Annotated in this window: 11 protein-coding genes; 7 read left to right on the top strand and 4 right to left on the bottom strand. The window is 67.2% G+C overall.

The genetic code is table 11. The features are described from left to right. Positions 1-86 precede the first annotated feature (86 nt). The gene (gene lepB, locus N5J73_RS08420; protein ID WP_049447254.1) at positions 87-713 is read left to right on the top strand and encodes a signal peptidase I; all 627 of its coding nucleotides are present in this window, start codon (positions 87-89) and stop codon (positions 711-713) included. 124 nt (positions 714-837) lie between these two features. Next, on the top strand, positions 838-2,094 hold the full coding sequence (locus tag N5J73_RS08415) for an MFS transporter (RefSeq protein ID WP_049447256.1): 1,257 nt from the start codon (positions 838-840) through the stop codon (positions 2,092-2,094). An 82-nt stretch (positions 2,095-2,176) separates the two neighbouring features. Here N5J73_RS08415 and N5J73_RS08410 read toward each other — a convergent pair whose 3' ends face one another. Both N5J73_RS08410 and N5J73_RS08405 read right to left on the bottom strand, forming a co-directional pair. Further along, positions 2,177-3,085 (bottom strand): LysR family transcriptional regulator, encoded by a 909-nt coding sequence (locus N5J73_RS08410; protein WP_049447258.1) that lies wholly within the window; start codon positions 3,083-3,085, stop codon positions 2,177-2,179. A gap of 336 nt (positions 3,086-3,421) precedes the next feature. Beyond that, the gene (locus N5J73_RS08405; protein WP_049448787.1) at positions 3,422-4,390 is read right to left on the bottom strand and encodes a LysR family transcriptional regulator; all 969 of its coding nucleotides are present in this window, start codon (positions 4,388-4,390) and stop codon (positions 3,422-3,424) included. A gap of 110 nt (positions 4,391-4,500) precedes the next feature. Between N5J73_RS08405 and aceB the strand changes: the two genes are divergently transcribed. From aceB to N5J73_RS08385, 4 genes are all read left to right on the top strand, one after another. Next, on the top strand, positions 4,501-6,138 hold the full coding sequence (gene aceB / locus N5J73_RS08400; protein WP_049448789.1) for a malate synthase A: 1,638 nt from the start codon (positions 4,501-4,503) through the stop codon (positions 6,136-6,138). Between the two features lie 64 nt (positions 6,139-6,202). Further along, entirely contained in the window at positions 6,203-7,504 is a 1,302-nt protein-coding gene (gene aceA, locus N5J73_RS08395; protein WP_014035583.1) for an isocitrate lyase, read from the top strand. Between the two features lie 418 nt (positions 7,505-7,922). Beyond that, on the top strand, positions 7,923-8,963 hold the full coding sequence (locus N5J73_RS08390; protein WP_164078535.1) for a GGDEF domain-containing protein: 1,041 nt from the start codon (positions 7,923-7,925) through the stop codon (positions 8,961-8,963). A 4-nt stretch (positions 8,964-8,967) separates the two neighbouring features. Further along, complete coding sequence (locus N5J73_RS08385; RefSeq protein ID WP_049448793.1) at positions 8,968-11,466, top strand: putative peptide modification system cyclase; 2,499 nt, start codon at positions 8,968-8,970, stop codon at positions 11,464-11,466. 7 nt (positions 11,467-11,473) lie between these two features. Here the strand turns inward: N5J73_RS08385 and N5J73_RS08380 are convergent, their stop codons facing one another. Then, positions 11,474-11,770, bottom strand: a complete 297-nt coding sequence (locus N5J73_RS08380; protein ID WP_049448795.1) for an NHLP-related RiPP peptide — start codon at positions 11,768-11,770, stop codon at positions 11,474-11,476. 138 nt (positions 11,771-11,908) lie between these two features. On the opposite strand from N5J73_RS08380, the gene N5J73_RS08375 reads away from it, so the two are divergent. Next, on the top strand, positions 11,909-13,075 hold the full coding sequence (locus tag N5J73_RS08375) for a putative peptide maturation dehydrogenase (RefSeq protein ID WP_049448796.1): 1,167 nt from the start codon (positions 11,909-11,911) through the stop codon (positions 13,073-13,075). Between the two features lie 19 nt (positions 13,076-13,094). Here N5J73_RS08375 and N5J73_RS08370 read toward each other — a convergent pair whose 3' ends face one another. Next, entirely contained in the window at positions 13,095-15,077 is a 1,983-nt protein-coding gene (locus tag N5J73_RS08370) for an acetyl/propionyl/methylcrotonyl-CoA carboxylase subunit alpha (protein ID WP_279940795.1), read from the bottom strand. Between the last annotated feature and the right edge of the window lie 20 nt (positions 15,078-15,097).

Below are 15,097 nucleotides of genomic sequence, written 5' to 3'. Positions count from 1 at the left end.
TGGGCTCGGCTCTACAGGTTCTAGGCGCGGGAACCTCTTCGGCCCGGATGTGGTCTGATGCAGCTACCACTCACCCGGAGCCTGCCGTGGACGCCGTTGCCCGCCCTCCCTTTTCCGAACGCGCGCTGGCCTGGCTGAAAAAGGAGGCGCTGCCGTTGCTGGTGATGCTCGGCCTGCTCGCCGCCGCCCGCGATACCCTGGCCAACCACTATGTGGTGCCGAGTGGCTCGATGCAGCCGACCCTGCAGCCCGGCGACCGGGTGGTGGTGGACATGCGTGCCTATGGCCTGCGCCTGCCGTTCACCGGCAAGGAACTGATGGCCACCGGCGTTCCGCAGCGTGGTGAAGTGGCGGTGTTTGATTCACCGGCCGACGGCACCCGCCTGATCAAGCGCGTGGCGGCGGTGGCCGGTGACCATGTGCAGATGCGCGAGGGCCATCTGAGCATCAACGGCCAGCCGCTGCAGATCGCCGACCTGCAGGACGTGGAAGCCTTCGGCGAACGCCGTGCCAGCCTCGATCTGGACATGGGCGGCGGCCCGGACATCGCCGATCTGGTGGTGCCGGCCGGCAAGGTGCTGGTGCTGGGTGACCACCGCGGCAACAGCTTCGATGGCCGCTTCTTCGGCTTCGTCGACGCCGACAAGGTCTACGGCCGCGCTGTGGCGGTGTATTACCGTCGAGGCGCCGGCTTCGAATGGCAGCGCCTCTAACCTGAATTGATACTTTCTGTGTATCAATCCTGATCTATCGGGTTATGGATCGACTGGATGGACGGGCCTAGTCTGAGGCCCGTTCCCTCCAACGCCCGGCCGTCCCCACCGGCCCATTGATTCCATGACTGGCGAAACCACGGCGGCCGTCGAGCGCCGTCCCCACACCGTCGACTTCGACACCGAGACCCGCATCCAGCAGGGGACACCAGCCTTCCGCCGCACCGCGTTGGCGCTGTTCCTGGCCGGCTTCTCCACCTTCGGCCTGCTGTACACGGTGCAGCCGCTGCTGCCCGAGTTCAGCCGTCACTTCGGTGTGTCCGCCGCCGGCAGCGCGATGTCGCTGTCGTTGACCACTGGCACGTTGGCGGTGGCGATGCTGCTGGCCGGCCTGTTGTCCGATGCGGTCGGCCGGCGCCCGTTGATGATCGTTGCGCTGCTGGCCTCGGCCATGCTGTCGCTGAGCACGGCGCTGGTGGACGACTGGACCACGCTGCTGGTGCTGCGCACCCTGCTGGGCCTGGCGCTGAGCGGTGTGCCGGCGGTGGCGATGACCTACCTGGTCGAGGAAATGGACAGCCGCGCGCTGGGCCTGGCGATGGGCCTGTACATCGGCGGCAACGCCATTGGTGGCATGAGCGGGCGCCTGCTGGCCGGCATCATCGCCGATCACTGGGGCTGGCGCTGGGGCATCGGCGTGGTCTCGATCATTGCCATCGCCAGCACCGTGCTGCTGTGGCTGCAGCTGCCGCCGTCGCGCCACTTCCATCCCCGCCGTGATGGCCTGCGCCAGTTGCCGTCACGCTGGCGCATGCTGTTCGCCGACCCGGGCCTGCCGTGGCTGTTCGCCACCTCGTTCGTGCTGATGGGCGTGTTCGTCACCCTCTACAACTACCTGGGCTACCACCTGCTGGCGCCGCCGTACCGCCTCAGCCAGACCGTGGTCGGCCTGATCTTCAGCGTCTATCTGGTGGGTACCTTCAGTTCGGCGTGGATGGGCCAGCAGGCCACGCGCTACGGCCGCGGCCGCATCCTGTCGATCTCGTTCGCACTGATCGGCGTCGGCATCGCGCTGCTGGCATTGCCTTGGCTGAGCACGATGGCACTCGGCATCGCGCTGGTGACGTTCGGCTTCTTCGGCGGTCACTCGGTGGCCAGCAGCTGGGTCGGCAGCCGTGCCGGCACGATGCGTGCTGAAGCCTCGGCGCTGTATTTGTTTGCCTACTACCTTGGGTCCAGCGTGCTGGGCGGGGTCGGCGGTCTGGCCTATGCGGCCTGGGACTGGTTAGGCGTGTGTGCGTTCGCTGCCGTGCTGACCCTGATCGGGGGTGGCATCGTCTGGGCGCTGCACCAGCGCGCCCCGCAGCCGGTCACGGCGTGACCTTGCTCTGGTAGATGCCAACCTTGGTTGGCGCTGTGGCCGTGGGCCAACCAAGGTTGGCCACTACCGGGTGGGTTGCGCCTCACCCTTCGGCGAACGCCCCGCGCAGCAGCCCGGCGAAATTGCGGATCAGCGGCGTCACCCCCTCGCGATGCCATGCCAGCTGCACTTCCGAATGCGCGCCGGCATCGGCCAGCGCCACGAAGCGCGCGCCTTCCACCCGGATGTGATCGCACGACGACGGCAGGATCGCGGCGCCCAGGCCCGCAGCGGCCAGACTTATCAGCGTCGAGGCTTCACCCGCCTCCTGCACGATGCGCGGTGTGAATCCGGCAGCCGCGCACAACGCGATCATGTGGTCATGGATGCCCGCACCGGCACTGCGGCGGAACGCCACGAACGGCTCCTGCGCGAAGTCGCGCAGCGACAGCGTGCCCTGCTTCGAAAGCCTGCGCAGGGCAGGGTGGTCGGCATGCACGATCAACGCCAGCGGATCGACGAACAGACTGTGCGCCACCAGTTCCGGTGGCAACGCGCGCTTGCGGATGATGCCCACGTCCAGGCTGCCATCGAGCAGTGCATCGATCTGCTGCAGGGTGTTCATCTCGCTCAGCTGCAGCCGCACCTGCGGGTACTGCTGGCGGTAGCGCAGGATCGAACGCGGAATCTGCGGTGACAGCGGCGTGGCGCGGGTCAATCCGATGCGCAGCTCACCCTGCTCGCCGCGCTGCGCACGCTGCACTTCGTCCACCGCAGACTCGACCTGCTGCACGATGGCGCGTGCACGTTCCTGCAGCAGCTCACCTGCGGCAGTGAGCTGCACACGGCGATGACTGCGCACGAACAGCCGCGCACCGATCAGATCTTCCAGCTGGCGGATCTGCTGGCTGAGCGGCGGCTGCGACATGCCCAACCGCTCCGCCGCCTGGCCGAAGTGCAGCGTATCGGCGACAGCGAGGAAGTAGCGCAGGTGACGGAGTTCGATGGACATGGATGCAGTCTATCCAGCCCGACGCCCGGAATCGTCATCCACGCATGGCGTGGATCAACCGTGTCGACGAAGGTCGACACCCACCAAGAGCAGGCCATGCCGTTCCGACAGATCGCGGAAATCTGTCAGAGGTGGGGAGGTGTGGATGGGCAGGACCGTTGGCGCCATGGATGGCGCCATCGAGCCCCCAAGGACGGGTTTACGGCGTGTCCTGCCCACCCACACCGCCCCGCCCGCCACGGAATCCCCGCTGTTGCCTTTGACGTTGTCGTTGCCGTTGCCTCTGCCGTTGCCGTTGATTCGGCAGGTGCAGGGCGCAGCCCTGCCGAACACCCCTCACCGCTCCGAATGCCCGCTCTGGTCGTAATCGCGCGGGCTGAACAACTCCGGCTGGATCAGCTCGATGAACGCCCGCGCCTGCGCCGACAACGCCTTGCCCCGGCGCACGATCACCCCGTAACTGCGCTCCGGGAACCACCGCTTCATCGACCGCGCCGCCAGCCGCTCGTGGTCGGCCTCGTTCAGGCACAGCGCCGGCACGATGGAAATGCCCATGCCCATCGCCACGTACTGTTTGATCACTTCCCAGCCGCCCACCTCCAGCGCCACGGTGTAGGCGATGCGGTGGCGCTGGAACACCTGGTCCACCAGCCGGTAGGTAATCTGCCGCTTCGGCGGCAGCACCAACGGATAGCGCGCGATGTCGGCCAGCTCCAGCTCGCCGCCACTGGCCAGCGGATGGTCGTGCGGTGCGATCAGCACCTGCTCGAAGCGGTAGGCCGGGGCGTAGGTCAGGTCGGCCGGCACATCGGTCATCGAACCGATCGCCAGGTCGGCGGCGTCCTCGCGCAGCAGGTCGGTGCCATCGGCGCTGATCGCGTTGTGCAGGGTCAGGCGCACGTCCGGGTGATGCAGGCGGAAGCGCTCGACGATCTTCGGCAGCAGGTACAGGATGGTCGAACTGTTGGCGGCGATGTTCAACTCGCCCGCGTCCAGGCCACGCACCTTGTCGCGGAAGCGCGCCTCCAGCCCATCCAGGTTCTCCACCAGCGGCTGTGCCATCTCGTACAGCAGCTGGCCCTCGCGGCTGGGCACCAGGCGGCGACCGCTGCGCTCGAACAACGGCACCCCCAGCTCCCGTTCCAGCGCCTGCAGCTGCAGGCTGATGGCCGGCTGGCTGACGAAAAGCGCCTCAGCGGCCCGTGAGACCGACCCCAGGCGCACCGTCTGGCAGAACGCGCGCAGCGGCTTCAGCCGGTCGGATTTGTAGGAAAAACGCGGACTTGGATGCGGGCGTGTGCTCATCGTGTCATGAGTATTAGCACAACTTATGTAGAACATTGCAAAAACTGTTTTGCCAAATACTCAGGCCCAGCGGCACCGTGGACTCGTTCCCCCACCGCTGGAGTCGCCCCATGTCCGCCGTCGCTTCCGCTGTTCCCACCCCCGCCGCCAAGGCTACCCCCGGTATCGCCCTGGCGACCCGCGTGGCTGGCCAGGACACCCTGCTGCCGGCGCCGCTGCTGGCTCTGCTGGTGTCGCTGCACCGCGCGGTGGAACCGGGCCGGCAGGCACGGCTGCAGGCGCGTCGCGAGCGTCAGGCGTTCTTCGACCAGGGCGGCCTGCCGGACTTCCGCGAAGACACCACCGCCATCCGCAGCGGCGACTGGCGCGTTGCGCCGCTGCCGGCCGCGCTGCAGGACCGCCGCGTCGAGATCACTGGCCCGACCGACCCGAAGATGGTCATCAACGCGCTGAACTCCGGCGCCAAGGTGTTCATGGCCGACTTCGAGGATTCGACCTCGCCGACCTGGCGCAACCTGCTGGCCGGCCAGCAGTCGCTGGCGGCGGCGGTGCGCGGCGACCTCGAGTACACCGCGCCGGCATCCAACGGGAAGGCCGGCAAGCACTACACCCTGCGCCCGTACGACGAACAGGCGGTGCTGATCGTGCGCCCGCGTGGCTGGCACCTGGACGAGAAGCACGTGCGCATCGATGGCCAGTTCATCGCCGGCGGCCTGTTCGATGCGGCGGTGTTCGCCTTCCACAACGCCCGCACCCTGCAGGCGAAGGACCGTGGCCCGTATTTCTACCTGCCCAAGCTGCAGAGCATGGAAGAGGCTGCGCTGTGGGAGACCGCGCTGTCGCACATCGAAGGCATGCTCGGCCTGCCGCACGGCCAGATCAAGGTGACCGTGCTGATCGAAACGCTGCCAGCGGTGTTCGAGATGGACGAGATCCTGCACGCGCTGCGTGACCGCATCGTCGGCCTGAACTGCGGGCGCTGGGATTACATCTTCTCGTACCTGAAGACCTTCCGCCGCCATGCCGATCGCGTGCTGCCCGAACGCGGCCAGGTGACCATGACCCAGCCGTTCCTGAAGGCCTATTCGGAACTGCTGATCCAGACCTGCCACCGCCGCGGGGCGCATGCGATGGGCGGCATGGCCGCGCAGATTCCGATCAACAACGATGCCGCCGCCAACGAACAGGCGATGGCCCGGGTGCGCGCCGACAAGCTGCGCGAAGTCACCGCCGGCCATGACGGCACCTGGGTTGCGCACCCGGCGCTGATTCCGGTGGCGATGGCGATCTTCGACGAACACATGCCCGGTGCGAACCAGCACAGCGTGCTGCGCCAGGATGTGCGCGTCGGCCGCGACGAACTGATCGCGCGGCCGCCGGGCACCATCACCCGCGCCGGCTTCGAGGGCAACGTGGAAGTCTGCGTGCGCTATCTGGCGGCGTGGCTGGATGGCAACGGCTGCGTGCCGATCCATCACCTGATGGAGGACGCGGCCACCGCCGAGATCAGCCGCAGCCAGCTGTGGCAGTGGCTGCATACGCCGGGCCAGCAGCTGGACGATGGCACTGCGATCGATCTGGCGCTGCTGGATTCCACCCTGGCACAGCTGCCAGCGCGCCTGGGCGACACCAGCGCACTGCCCGGTGGTGCACGCATCGGCGAGGCCATCACCCTGCTCGGCGAACTGAGCCGCAGCGAAGAACTGACCGATTTCCTGACCCTGCCGGCCTACGCGTGCATCGACTGACCGACTGCCCGCAAACCCGCCGTTTCCCTCCCCGCTGCACGCACGAACCGAACTGGAGAAAGACATGAGCAAGCTGCCCACTGCCGAACAGATCCAGCACGACTGGGATACCAACCCGCGTTGGGAAGGCATCCAGCGCAACTACAGCGCCGCCGACGTGGTGCGCCTGCGCGGCACCGTCCACATCGAGCATTCACTGGCCCGCCTGGGTGCGGAGAAGCTGTGGGCGTCACTGCATGAGCGCGAGTTCGTCAACGCGCTGGGTGCACTGACCGGCAACCAGGCCATGCAGCAGGTCAAGGCCGGCCTGAAGGCGATCTACCTGTCCGGTTGGCAGGTGGCGGCCGACGCCAACCTGGCCGGGCAGATGTATCCGGACCAGTCGCTGTACCCGGCCGATTCGGTGCCGGCAGTGGTCAAGCGCATCAACAACACGCTGCTGCGCGCCGACCAGCTGCACCACGCCGAAGGCAAGGATGACATCGACTTCCTGCAGCCGATCGTGGCCGATGCCGAGGCCGGCTTCGGCGGCGTGCTCAACGCGTTCGAACTGATGAAGGCGATGATCGAAGCCGGCGCCGCCGGCGTACACTTCGAGGACCAGCTGGCGTCTGTGAAGAAGTGCGGCCACATGGGTGGCAAGGTGCTGGTGCCGACCCGCGAGGCGATCGAGAAGCTCAACGCCGCGCGCCTGGCTGCCGACGTGCTGGGCGTGCCGACCCTGCTGGTGGCGCGCACCGATGCCGAAGCCGCCGATCTGCTGACCAGCGACATCGACGGCAACGACAAGCCGTTCGCCACCGGCGAGCGCACCGTCGAGGGCTTCTACAAGACCCGCAATGGCCTGGACCAGGCGATCAGCCGTGGCCTGGCCTATGCCCCGTATGCCGACCTGGTGTGGTGCGAGACCGGCAAGCCGGATCTGGAATTCGCACGCAGGTTCGCCGAGGCAATCCATGCGAAGTTCCCGGGCAAGCTGCTGGCCTACAACTGCTCGCCCAGCTTCAACTGGAAGAAGAACCTGGATGACGCCACCATTGCGAAGTTCCAGCGTGAGCTGGGCAGCTACGGCTACAAGTTCCAGTTCATCACCCTGGCCGGCTTCCATGCGCTGAACTACGGCATGTTCAATCTGGCCCACGGCTACGCACGCCGCCAGATGAGCGCGTTCGTGGAACTGCAGGAAGCCGAGTTCGAAGCGGCCGAGCGTGGCTTCACCGCGGTCAAGCACCAGCGTGAGGTCGGTACCGGCTACTTCGACGCGGTGACCCAGGCGATCCAGCAGGGCCAGTCGTCGACCACCGCGCTGACCGGCTCCACCGAGGAAGAACAGTTCCATGGCGGGCGCAGCGAACGCGCTGCGTGATGCGGTAGTGCCGGCCTCTGGCCGGCACCCACGTGATCCTGCGGGCACTGCAGGGAAACCGGCCAGCGGCCGGCTCTACCGAAGCGCCGCAATCCGATCAGGGTGGCCAGGGAAGGGCCAGACAACGCCGGCCGGTCGGGGGACCTGCCGGCGTTGTTGTATCGATGCAAAGGCGCGGCCAGCAGGCAGCGTCAATCAGGCGCACCCCTGTCCGCGGCAACTTGGCCAGAATCCTGTGAAAACCGCCATCGGATTGATCCAGCAGCATTTTTGCCCGGACACCCGTGACCAGAACGGCCACCACGCATCTTCACATCAGGCAAGATCGTTTGGGCATTAAAAATGAGATAGGACGCACACTTTAAACCGGTGCTATGCTCCGCGGCTCACCAGGGGACGCTGGCGGCGGGTGCAGGGAATGACCGGCAGGGGTGCGGCCGAGAACAGTGATGTGACGTCAGGTATCGCCCGGGTGGCGATGGCCGAGATCGTGCACGCGCTGCTTTCCGCTGCCGAGGTTGCATTGTTCGCCAGATTCGCCCGCCCATGCAAGCTTCATGCCGGACAGTGGTTGTTCCAGCGTGGCCATCGCGGCGAACGGATGTATGTGATCCTCGAAGGCCAGATCGAACTGGATTTCGGCGAGGACCTGGTGATCAAGACGCTCGGCCAGCATGAGTTCTTCGGCGAGCTTGGCCTGCTGGTCGGCGATCACCTGCGCAGCGCCAGCGCGCGCGCGCTGGTCGACTGCGAAGTACTGGAGCTGGGCCCGGCCGATTTCCATCGCCTGGTGGAATCCGATCCCGGCCTGGTCGCCTACTTCCTGCGCCGCACGATCATGCGCGTGCTGACCAACGAGCAGGCCCTGATCAGCCAGTTGCGCCGGCGCAACCATGATCTGGAAACCGCGCTGGACAATCTGTACATCACCACCCATCAACTGACCCACACCCGTGAGCTGGTGCGTACCGATGAACTGACCGGGCTGCACAACCGCCATGGCCTGACCCTGTACCTGCAGGAATGCCGCGCCGACGGCGGCGGGTTGCCGCAGGCACTGCTGCTGATCGACTGCGATCGCTTCAAGCAGATCAATGATCGCCACGGCCACCAGGCTGGTGATCGCGTGCTGCAGAGCATGGGCAACATCCTGCGCTCGATGGCCGGTGAGCAGGACCTGGCGTGCCGCCTCGGCGGCGATGAGTTCTGCCTGATCCTGCGCCGTGGCAACCATGAGATCGTGCAGCACGCGGCCGAGTTCATCCTCAGCGCGGTACATGGCCTGCTCGAACGCAGTCATGGCACGCCGCATGTCAGCCTGGTCAGCATCGGTGCCAGCCTGTTGGCACCCGAGGCCGGCTGGAGCGAGTGGTACGCCAGCGCGGATCGCGCGCTGTACCAGGCCAAGCGCGATGGCGGCAACTGCCTGCGCTGGGTGGATGATCCGGACGACCAATAGGGAGATGCAGGCGATGAATGGCGACAACGGAACGTCAGCCCCGCATAGCCCACAGCTACGCGCCCTGCTGTTCACTGATCTGTGTGATTCGTTGCAGCTGGTCGAGCGCATCGGCGACATGGCGGCGGCGAGCCTGTTCCAGGAACACGACCGCCTGGTGCTGGTGCTGCAGCACCGCTGGAATGGCCAGCTGATCGATCGCTCCGACGGCCTGTTCATGCTGTTCGAGCGCTCCATCGATGCATTGGGCTTCGCCTTGGACTACCAGCGCGAGCTGCATGCGCTTGGCCAGCAGCGTGCGATTGAACTGCGTGCGCGTGCCGGCCTGCATGTGGGTGACGTGCTGACCTGGGAAAACAGTGCCGAGGCGGTTCGCGTTGGCGCCAAGTCGATGGAAGTGGAAGGTCTGGCCAAGCCGATGGCGGCGCGCCTGATGACGCTGGCCCGCCCCGGCCAGATCCTGTTGTCCGCCGTTGCCGAATCACTGACCCACCGCGCCGCCGATGCGTTGGGTGAGCGCGGCACGCGCCTGCTGTGGAAGTCGCACGGACGCTGGCGCTTCAAGGGCGTGCCGGTGGTGCAGGAAGTGATCGAAGTAGGCGAGATCGGCTCCGCACCGCTGCGCATGCCGCGCGCCAATGCCAAGGCGCGCCGCGACCTGCCACTGTGGCGGCAGCCGTGGGTGCTGGCCGCTGAAGGCCTGGTGCTGACGGTGGCGGTGCTGGGCGGTTGGCTGCTGCTGCGCCCGGAACCGGCGATTGCGTTTGCCGAGCGCGATTGGGTTGTGCTGGGGGACGTCGACAATCTCACCGGTGATCCGATCTTCGACGACTCGATGCGGCACGCGATCCGGATCGCGCTGGAGCAGTCGCGCTACGTGAACGTGCTGTCCGAGGGCAAGATCCGCGAGAGCCTGGAAATGGCGCGGCTCTCGGGCGATACCCGGCTGAACCGGGATACCGCCGTCGACGTGGCGGTGCGTGAAGGCGCCCGCGCCGTGCTGTTGCCGACCGTGCGGCAGAAGATCGGTGGCTACGAGCTGGCCATCGACGTCGCAGCGCCGGGCAGCGGCCAGGTGATCCAGACGTTCACCGCCACCGCGGATCGATCCGATCAGATGGTGTTCGCGGTGGACGACGTGGTCGGACGCCTGCGACGTGGCTTGGGTGAGTCGGTGGCGAGCCTGGAACAGTCGTTGCCGCTGCCACGGGCATCGACCCAGGACCTGCGCGCACTGCGTGCGTTTGCCCTGGCCGAAAGCGCACTGGGCCAGCGTCGCTTCGAGGAAGCACGCAACCTCTACCAGGCGGCGATCGATATCGATCCTGGTTTCGCCCTGGCCTACATGGGCGTGGCCAAACTGCTGGCCCGCACCGCGCAGGTTGCGGAGGCGCGTGACGCGCTGGAGCACGCGCTGGCCCAGCAGCAGCGCCTGCCCGCGCGTGAGCGCCTGTACCTGAAGGGTTGGCAGGCCGAACTGGAACCCGGTGGCTGGCCGCTGGAACAGTGGCGTGCACTGGCCAAGATCTATCCGGATTCGTTTGCGGGGCTGTCCAATACTTCCTGGGGGCTGCTGCAGGACAATCGCTTCACCGAGTCCGAGCCCTATGCGCGTGCCGCGATGGTGCCCCAGGACCCGCTGCGGCTGTATCCGATGATCCATCTGGCGCGGGCACAGTTGGGCCTCGGTCAGCCGCAGCAGGCAATGCGCACCTTGCATCAGGCACAGATGCTGCGCGGCAATGACGAGGCCGACGATCTGGATGTGGACGTGCTGGTTGCGCAGGGCCTGGACGCACAGGCGCAGCAGCTGTTGATGCGGTTGCCGCGGGGGGACGACCTGCAGCAGCGCATGCGTCTGCGGGCCCACCTGCTGGTGGCTGCGGAGCAGCGTGATTGCAGCGGCCTGCATGCCGCGATTGCTGCGGATGGTCCGCCGCCGGACCTGATCGACTACCAGATCCATCAACGCCTGCAACACGCCACCGTGACCACGCTGTGCACGGCCGGCGATGCGAAGGAGCTTGAATCCATCGCCACCGTTCTGCGGCCGCTGCTGCGGAAGAACGACGACTCCGCCGTGGGCAGCCGCAGTCTGCAGCTGCTGGCCCTGACCTATCTGGCCCAGCGCCAGGGCCAGCATGCGCTGGCCGCAGAGTGGCTGCGGGACCATGGCGAACTGCTGGAGCGGCAGCGCAGCCCTGTGGTGGCCAAGTGGCGCCGGGTCGTGCTGGCGATGGCCGAACTGGCGCAACAGCGTCCGCAAGCGGCACGCCATCTGCTCGAGCCCACGTTTGATGGCAGCGAACCGGTGCAGGCCCATGTTGTGCTGCTGCAGGCACTGCGTGCCGAGCAGGACGCTGCCGGTGTGCGCCGCGAGCAGGCCTGGCTGGCCCGGCACCACGGTCAGGCCATTGCCGAGGTGGCGTCCATGCAGATCTGGCAGCCCCTCAATGTGCACGACATCGCCACGGAGGCGGTGTCGGTGCGGGTGTCGCGCTGATGCGGACTCAGGCGTTGACGCGCTCGTCGATCCGGTCGGCTTCGAAGCAGAACACCACCGTCATCGAGGCAGTCGAGGTACTCAGGTACGCATGCAGCGAATCGCGGGTGCGGCGCAGCTCCTCGACCGAAGCCAGGGTGCCGATCTTCATGCAGTCGTTCTCGCCAACGGCACCGTCCAGCCCGATCGAGGCCAGGGCCTTGCCCGGCGATGCGGTGAAGTGGTTGCGGAAGTCGTCGTTGCCGATGAGGTGGTCCAGCAGGGTGCTGGCGTCTTCGGCGGAAAGGCGGGGATGGGTGCTCATGGGGATCGTCCGTAGGTTGAGTTTCTCGTATCGGCCGCCACGGCCTGCCATTGAGGGCGGTGGCGTGCCTGTCGCTAAAGTTGGCCGCGCCGCGGTCGTTGCTGCTATGCCGGTTGTGCGGCAGGAGGAAGGAAACCCATGCGCCTGCGCCGCTGCGCCAGCCTGATGTTCGAGCCCCGCGAGTCGGTCACCCTGGACCTGCGCGCGATGCTGGCCGGCCACGCCGAGATGGACAGCCAGATCAGCTGGGTGGCCTTGGCCGCCCACCTGGACCAACCCCTGCCGGTGGACGCCGAGGAGCGCCAGTTGCTGGGCGAGCTCAGCGCGCATCGCTGGAGCGAACCGCCGGCCGGCACCTCTCCGGCGATGCTGGCGCGCCTGGTCGAGCAGGGGCTGCTGCTGACCGACCCGCCGGATGAGGTCGGGCACCAGATGCGTGATGAGGCATTGCGGCGCAGTCAATGGTGGCCGTTGGCTGCACTGGCTCATCGCCATGCGCGCTGGCAGGCCGTGGACAGCGTGGAGGACATGCGCCGGCAGGGTCTGGATACCGCTGCCGGCCTGCGCCAGCGGCTGGGACCGCCGCCGCCGGTGGTGCAGCCGATGCAGGGCGACTACCAGCCGTTGCCGCGCAGCGAAGAGGCCGCGTTCGACGCGCTGCTGGCGCAGCGCACGACCTGCCGCAATTTCGACCCGCAGCGTGCGCTGCCATTGCCGCTGCTGGCCCAGGTGCTGCAGCGCACGCTGATGGCCCATGCGGTGCAGAAGGTCGAGCGTGATACCGAGTTCCTGAAGAAGAACGTGCCCTCTGGTGGCGGCCTGCATCCTACCGAAGGTTTCCTGCTGGTACAGAACGTGGAAGGGCTGGTACCGGGGCTGTACCACTACCACCCCGTGCAGCACGCGGTACTGCCGTTGCCTTCGCCGCCGGCAGATGCATTGCCTGCGCTGGCACGGCGGATGCTGTCCGGTCAGGAGTGGTTCGCCGATGCACCGGCGCTGCTGGTGCTGGCACCGCGGTACGACCGCTGCTTCTGGAAGTACCGCAACCACGCCAAGGCATATCGTGCGGTGACGCTGGATGTCGGCCACATCTCGCAACTGTTGTACCTGTGCGCGACCGAGCGTGGCCTGGCGGCATTCGTCACCGCAGCCATCAACGATGCCGATGTCGATCGCGCCTTCGGTTTCGATGGCATCGGACAGAGCGCGATGGCCATCTGCGGCCTGGGCTGGCGCAGTGCCACGCTGGACACGGCCGAATTCGATCCCGCTGGCCGGGTGGTGGCGGGCGACGACCGCTGAGCGGTCGCCGCCCCGGCGTTCACGCCGCTTCGAAGTCCACCAGCACCGCACCGTCACCCACCTGGTCGCCGGCCTTGGCGCGGTAACCCTTCACCGTGCCGTCCGCCGGTGCCTGCAGCGTGTGCTCCATCTTCATCGCTTCCAGCACCACCAGCGGCGTGCCGCGCTTGACCTCGGTGCCGACCGCGACCAGTGTCGCGACGATCTTGCCCGGCATCGGCGCCAGCAGGCTGCCGGCATCGGCCACGGCGTGGTCCGATTCGCCCACCGGATCATGCAGGGTGAAGCGGTGCTGGCCATCGGCGCCGAACAGATACAGCTGATCGCCTTCGCGCAGCTGCTGCAGTGACCAGCGACGGCCATCCAACTGCACTGACAAGCGCTGCGCATCGGCCGTGCCGATCACCTGCACCGGTGCGGCGTCATCGCGCTGCACGCGCCAGCCATCGGCCTGTGCCCATACTTTCAGCGTGTGCTTGCGTTCGCCCTGCTGCAGCGGCAGCAGGCGCGGTGCCGATGCGCCAAGGCGCCAGCCGTCCTGGGCCTGCCACGGCGAATGCGGGTCGCGCGCATCGGTGCTGGCACCGGCAGTGCTTGCAACCGCGGCCACGGCGGCCAGCTGCCCCAAGGCATCATCCGCGTCGCCCACTGCACTCAATGCCGCCTGTTCGCGTTCGATCAGCGCGGTATCCAGCTTGGCGTGCGCGAACGAATCGGTGTTCACCAGCCGGCGCAGGAAGCCGGCATTGGTGGTCACGCCCACCACCTGGCAGTCGGCCAGGGCCTGGCTCATGCGGCGCAGTGCGGCGTCGCGGTCCACGTCCCAGACGATCAGCTTGGCAATCATCGGATCGTAGTACGGCGTGATGCTGTCGCCTTCCTCCACGCCGGTATCCACGCGCACATGGGCCGACGGCGTGGGCAGGCGCAGGCGGCGCAGGGTACCGGTGGACGGCAGGAAGCCGCGGTCGGCATCTTCGGCGTACAGGCGTGCTTCGATGGCATGACCGTGAATCGCCAGCTCTTCCTGGCGCAGCGGCAGCGGCTGGCCCGAGGCCACGCGCAGCTGCCACTCCACCAGATCGGTACCGGTGATGTACTCGGTCACCGGGTGTTCGACCTGCAGGCGGGTGTTCATTTCCATGAAGTAGAAATCGCCATCCGGGCCGGCGATGAATTCCACCGTGCCGGCACCGACGTAGCCCACCGCACGCGCGGCATCGACCGCGGCCTTGCCCATCGCAGCACGACGTTCCGCACTCATGCCCGGCGCCGGCGCTTCTTCCAGCACCTTCTGGTGGCGGCGCTGCACCGAGCAGTCGCGCTCGAACAGGTAGACCGCCTCACCGTGGCTGTCGCCAAATACCTGGATCTCGATATGGCGCGGGCGCTCGACGTACTTCTCGACCAGCACGTGGTCATTGCCGAACGCCGAGGCCGCTTCGCGCTGGCAGCTGGCCAGTGCGTCGACGAAATCCTCGCTGCGCTCGACCTTGCGCATGCCCTTGCCACCGCCGCCGGCACTGGCCTTGATCAGCACCGGGTAGCCGATGCCATCGGCCTGCGCGCGCAGGAAGTCCGGTGCCTGCTGGTCGCCGTGGTAGCCCGGGGTCAGCGGCACACCGGCCTTGGCCATCAGCGCCTTGGCCGCGCTCTTGTCGCCCATCGCGCGGATGGCGCTGGCCGGCGGCCCGATGAAGGTGATGCCGGCTGCAGCGCAGGCATCGGCGAAGTCGGCATTCTCGGACAGGAAGCCGTAACCGGGGTGGATGGCCTGCGCGCCGGTCAGGCGTGCGGCGTCGAGCAGGGCATCGCCGCGCAGGTAGCTCTCACGTGCAGCGGCCGGACCAATGTGGAGGGCTTCGTCGGCAAGGCGCACATGGCGTGCGTTGCGGTCGGCATCGGAATACACCGCCACGGTGGCGATGCCAAGGCGGCGACAGGTGGCGATGACGCGGCAGGCGATTTCGCCGCGGTTGGCGATCAGGACTTTGATGAACATGGCAACAGGCTCGGTCATGG

Source organism: Stenotrophomonas sp. GD03654 (assembly GCF_029845105.1).
GTDB classification, from domain to species: domain Bacteria; phylum Pseudomonadota; class Gammaproteobacteria; order Xanthomonadales; family Xanthomonadaceae; genus Stenotrophomonas; species Stenotrophomonas africana.
Note: the sequence above shows the minus strand (reverse complement) of the source record. Positions and strands in the feature narration are given on the sequence as shown.

Bases quoted from the DNA above. Each gene is read 5' to 3' on its own strand.
- N5J73_RS08405 (WP_049448787.1), bottom strand. From the start codon at position 4,390: ATGAGCACACGCCCGCATCCAAGTCCGCGTTTTTCCTACAAATCCGAC.
- N5J73_RS08385 (WP_049448793.1), top strand. From the start codon at position 8,968: ATGCAGGCGATGAATGGCGACAACGGAACGTCAGCCCCGCATAGCCCA.
- aceB (WP_049448789.1), top strand. From the start codon at position 4,501: ATGTCCGCCGTCGCTTCCGCTGTTCCCACCCCCGCCGCCAAGGCTACC.
- N5J73_RS08415 (WP_049447256.1), top strand. From the start codon at position 838: ATGACTGGCGAAACCACGGCGGCCGTCGAGCGCCGTCCCCACACCGTC.
- N5J73_RS08410 (WP_049447258.1), bottom strand. From the start codon at position 3,085: ATGTCCATCGAACTCCGTCACCTGCGCTACTTCCTCGCTGTCGCCGAT.
- N5J73_RS08390 (WP_164078535.1), top strand. From the start codon at position 7,923: ATGACCGGCAGGGGTGCGGCCGAGAACAGTGATGTGACGTCAGGTATC.
- aceA (WP_014035583.1), top strand. From the start codon at position 6,203: ATGAGCAAGCTGCCCACTGCCGAACAGATCCAGCACGACTGGGATACC.
- N5J73_RS08375 (WP_049448796.1), top strand. From the start codon at position 11,909: ATGCGCCTGCGCCGCTGCGCCAGCCTGATGTTCGAGCCCCGCGAGTCG.
- N5J73_RS08380 (WP_049448795.1), bottom strand. From the start codon at position 11,770: ATGAGCACCCATCCCCGCCTTTCCGCCGAAGACGCCAGCACCCTGCTG.
- N5J73_RS08370 (WP_279940795.1), bottom strand. From the start codon at position 15,077: ATGTTCATCAAAGTCCTGATCGCCAACCGCGGCGAAATCGCCTGCCGC.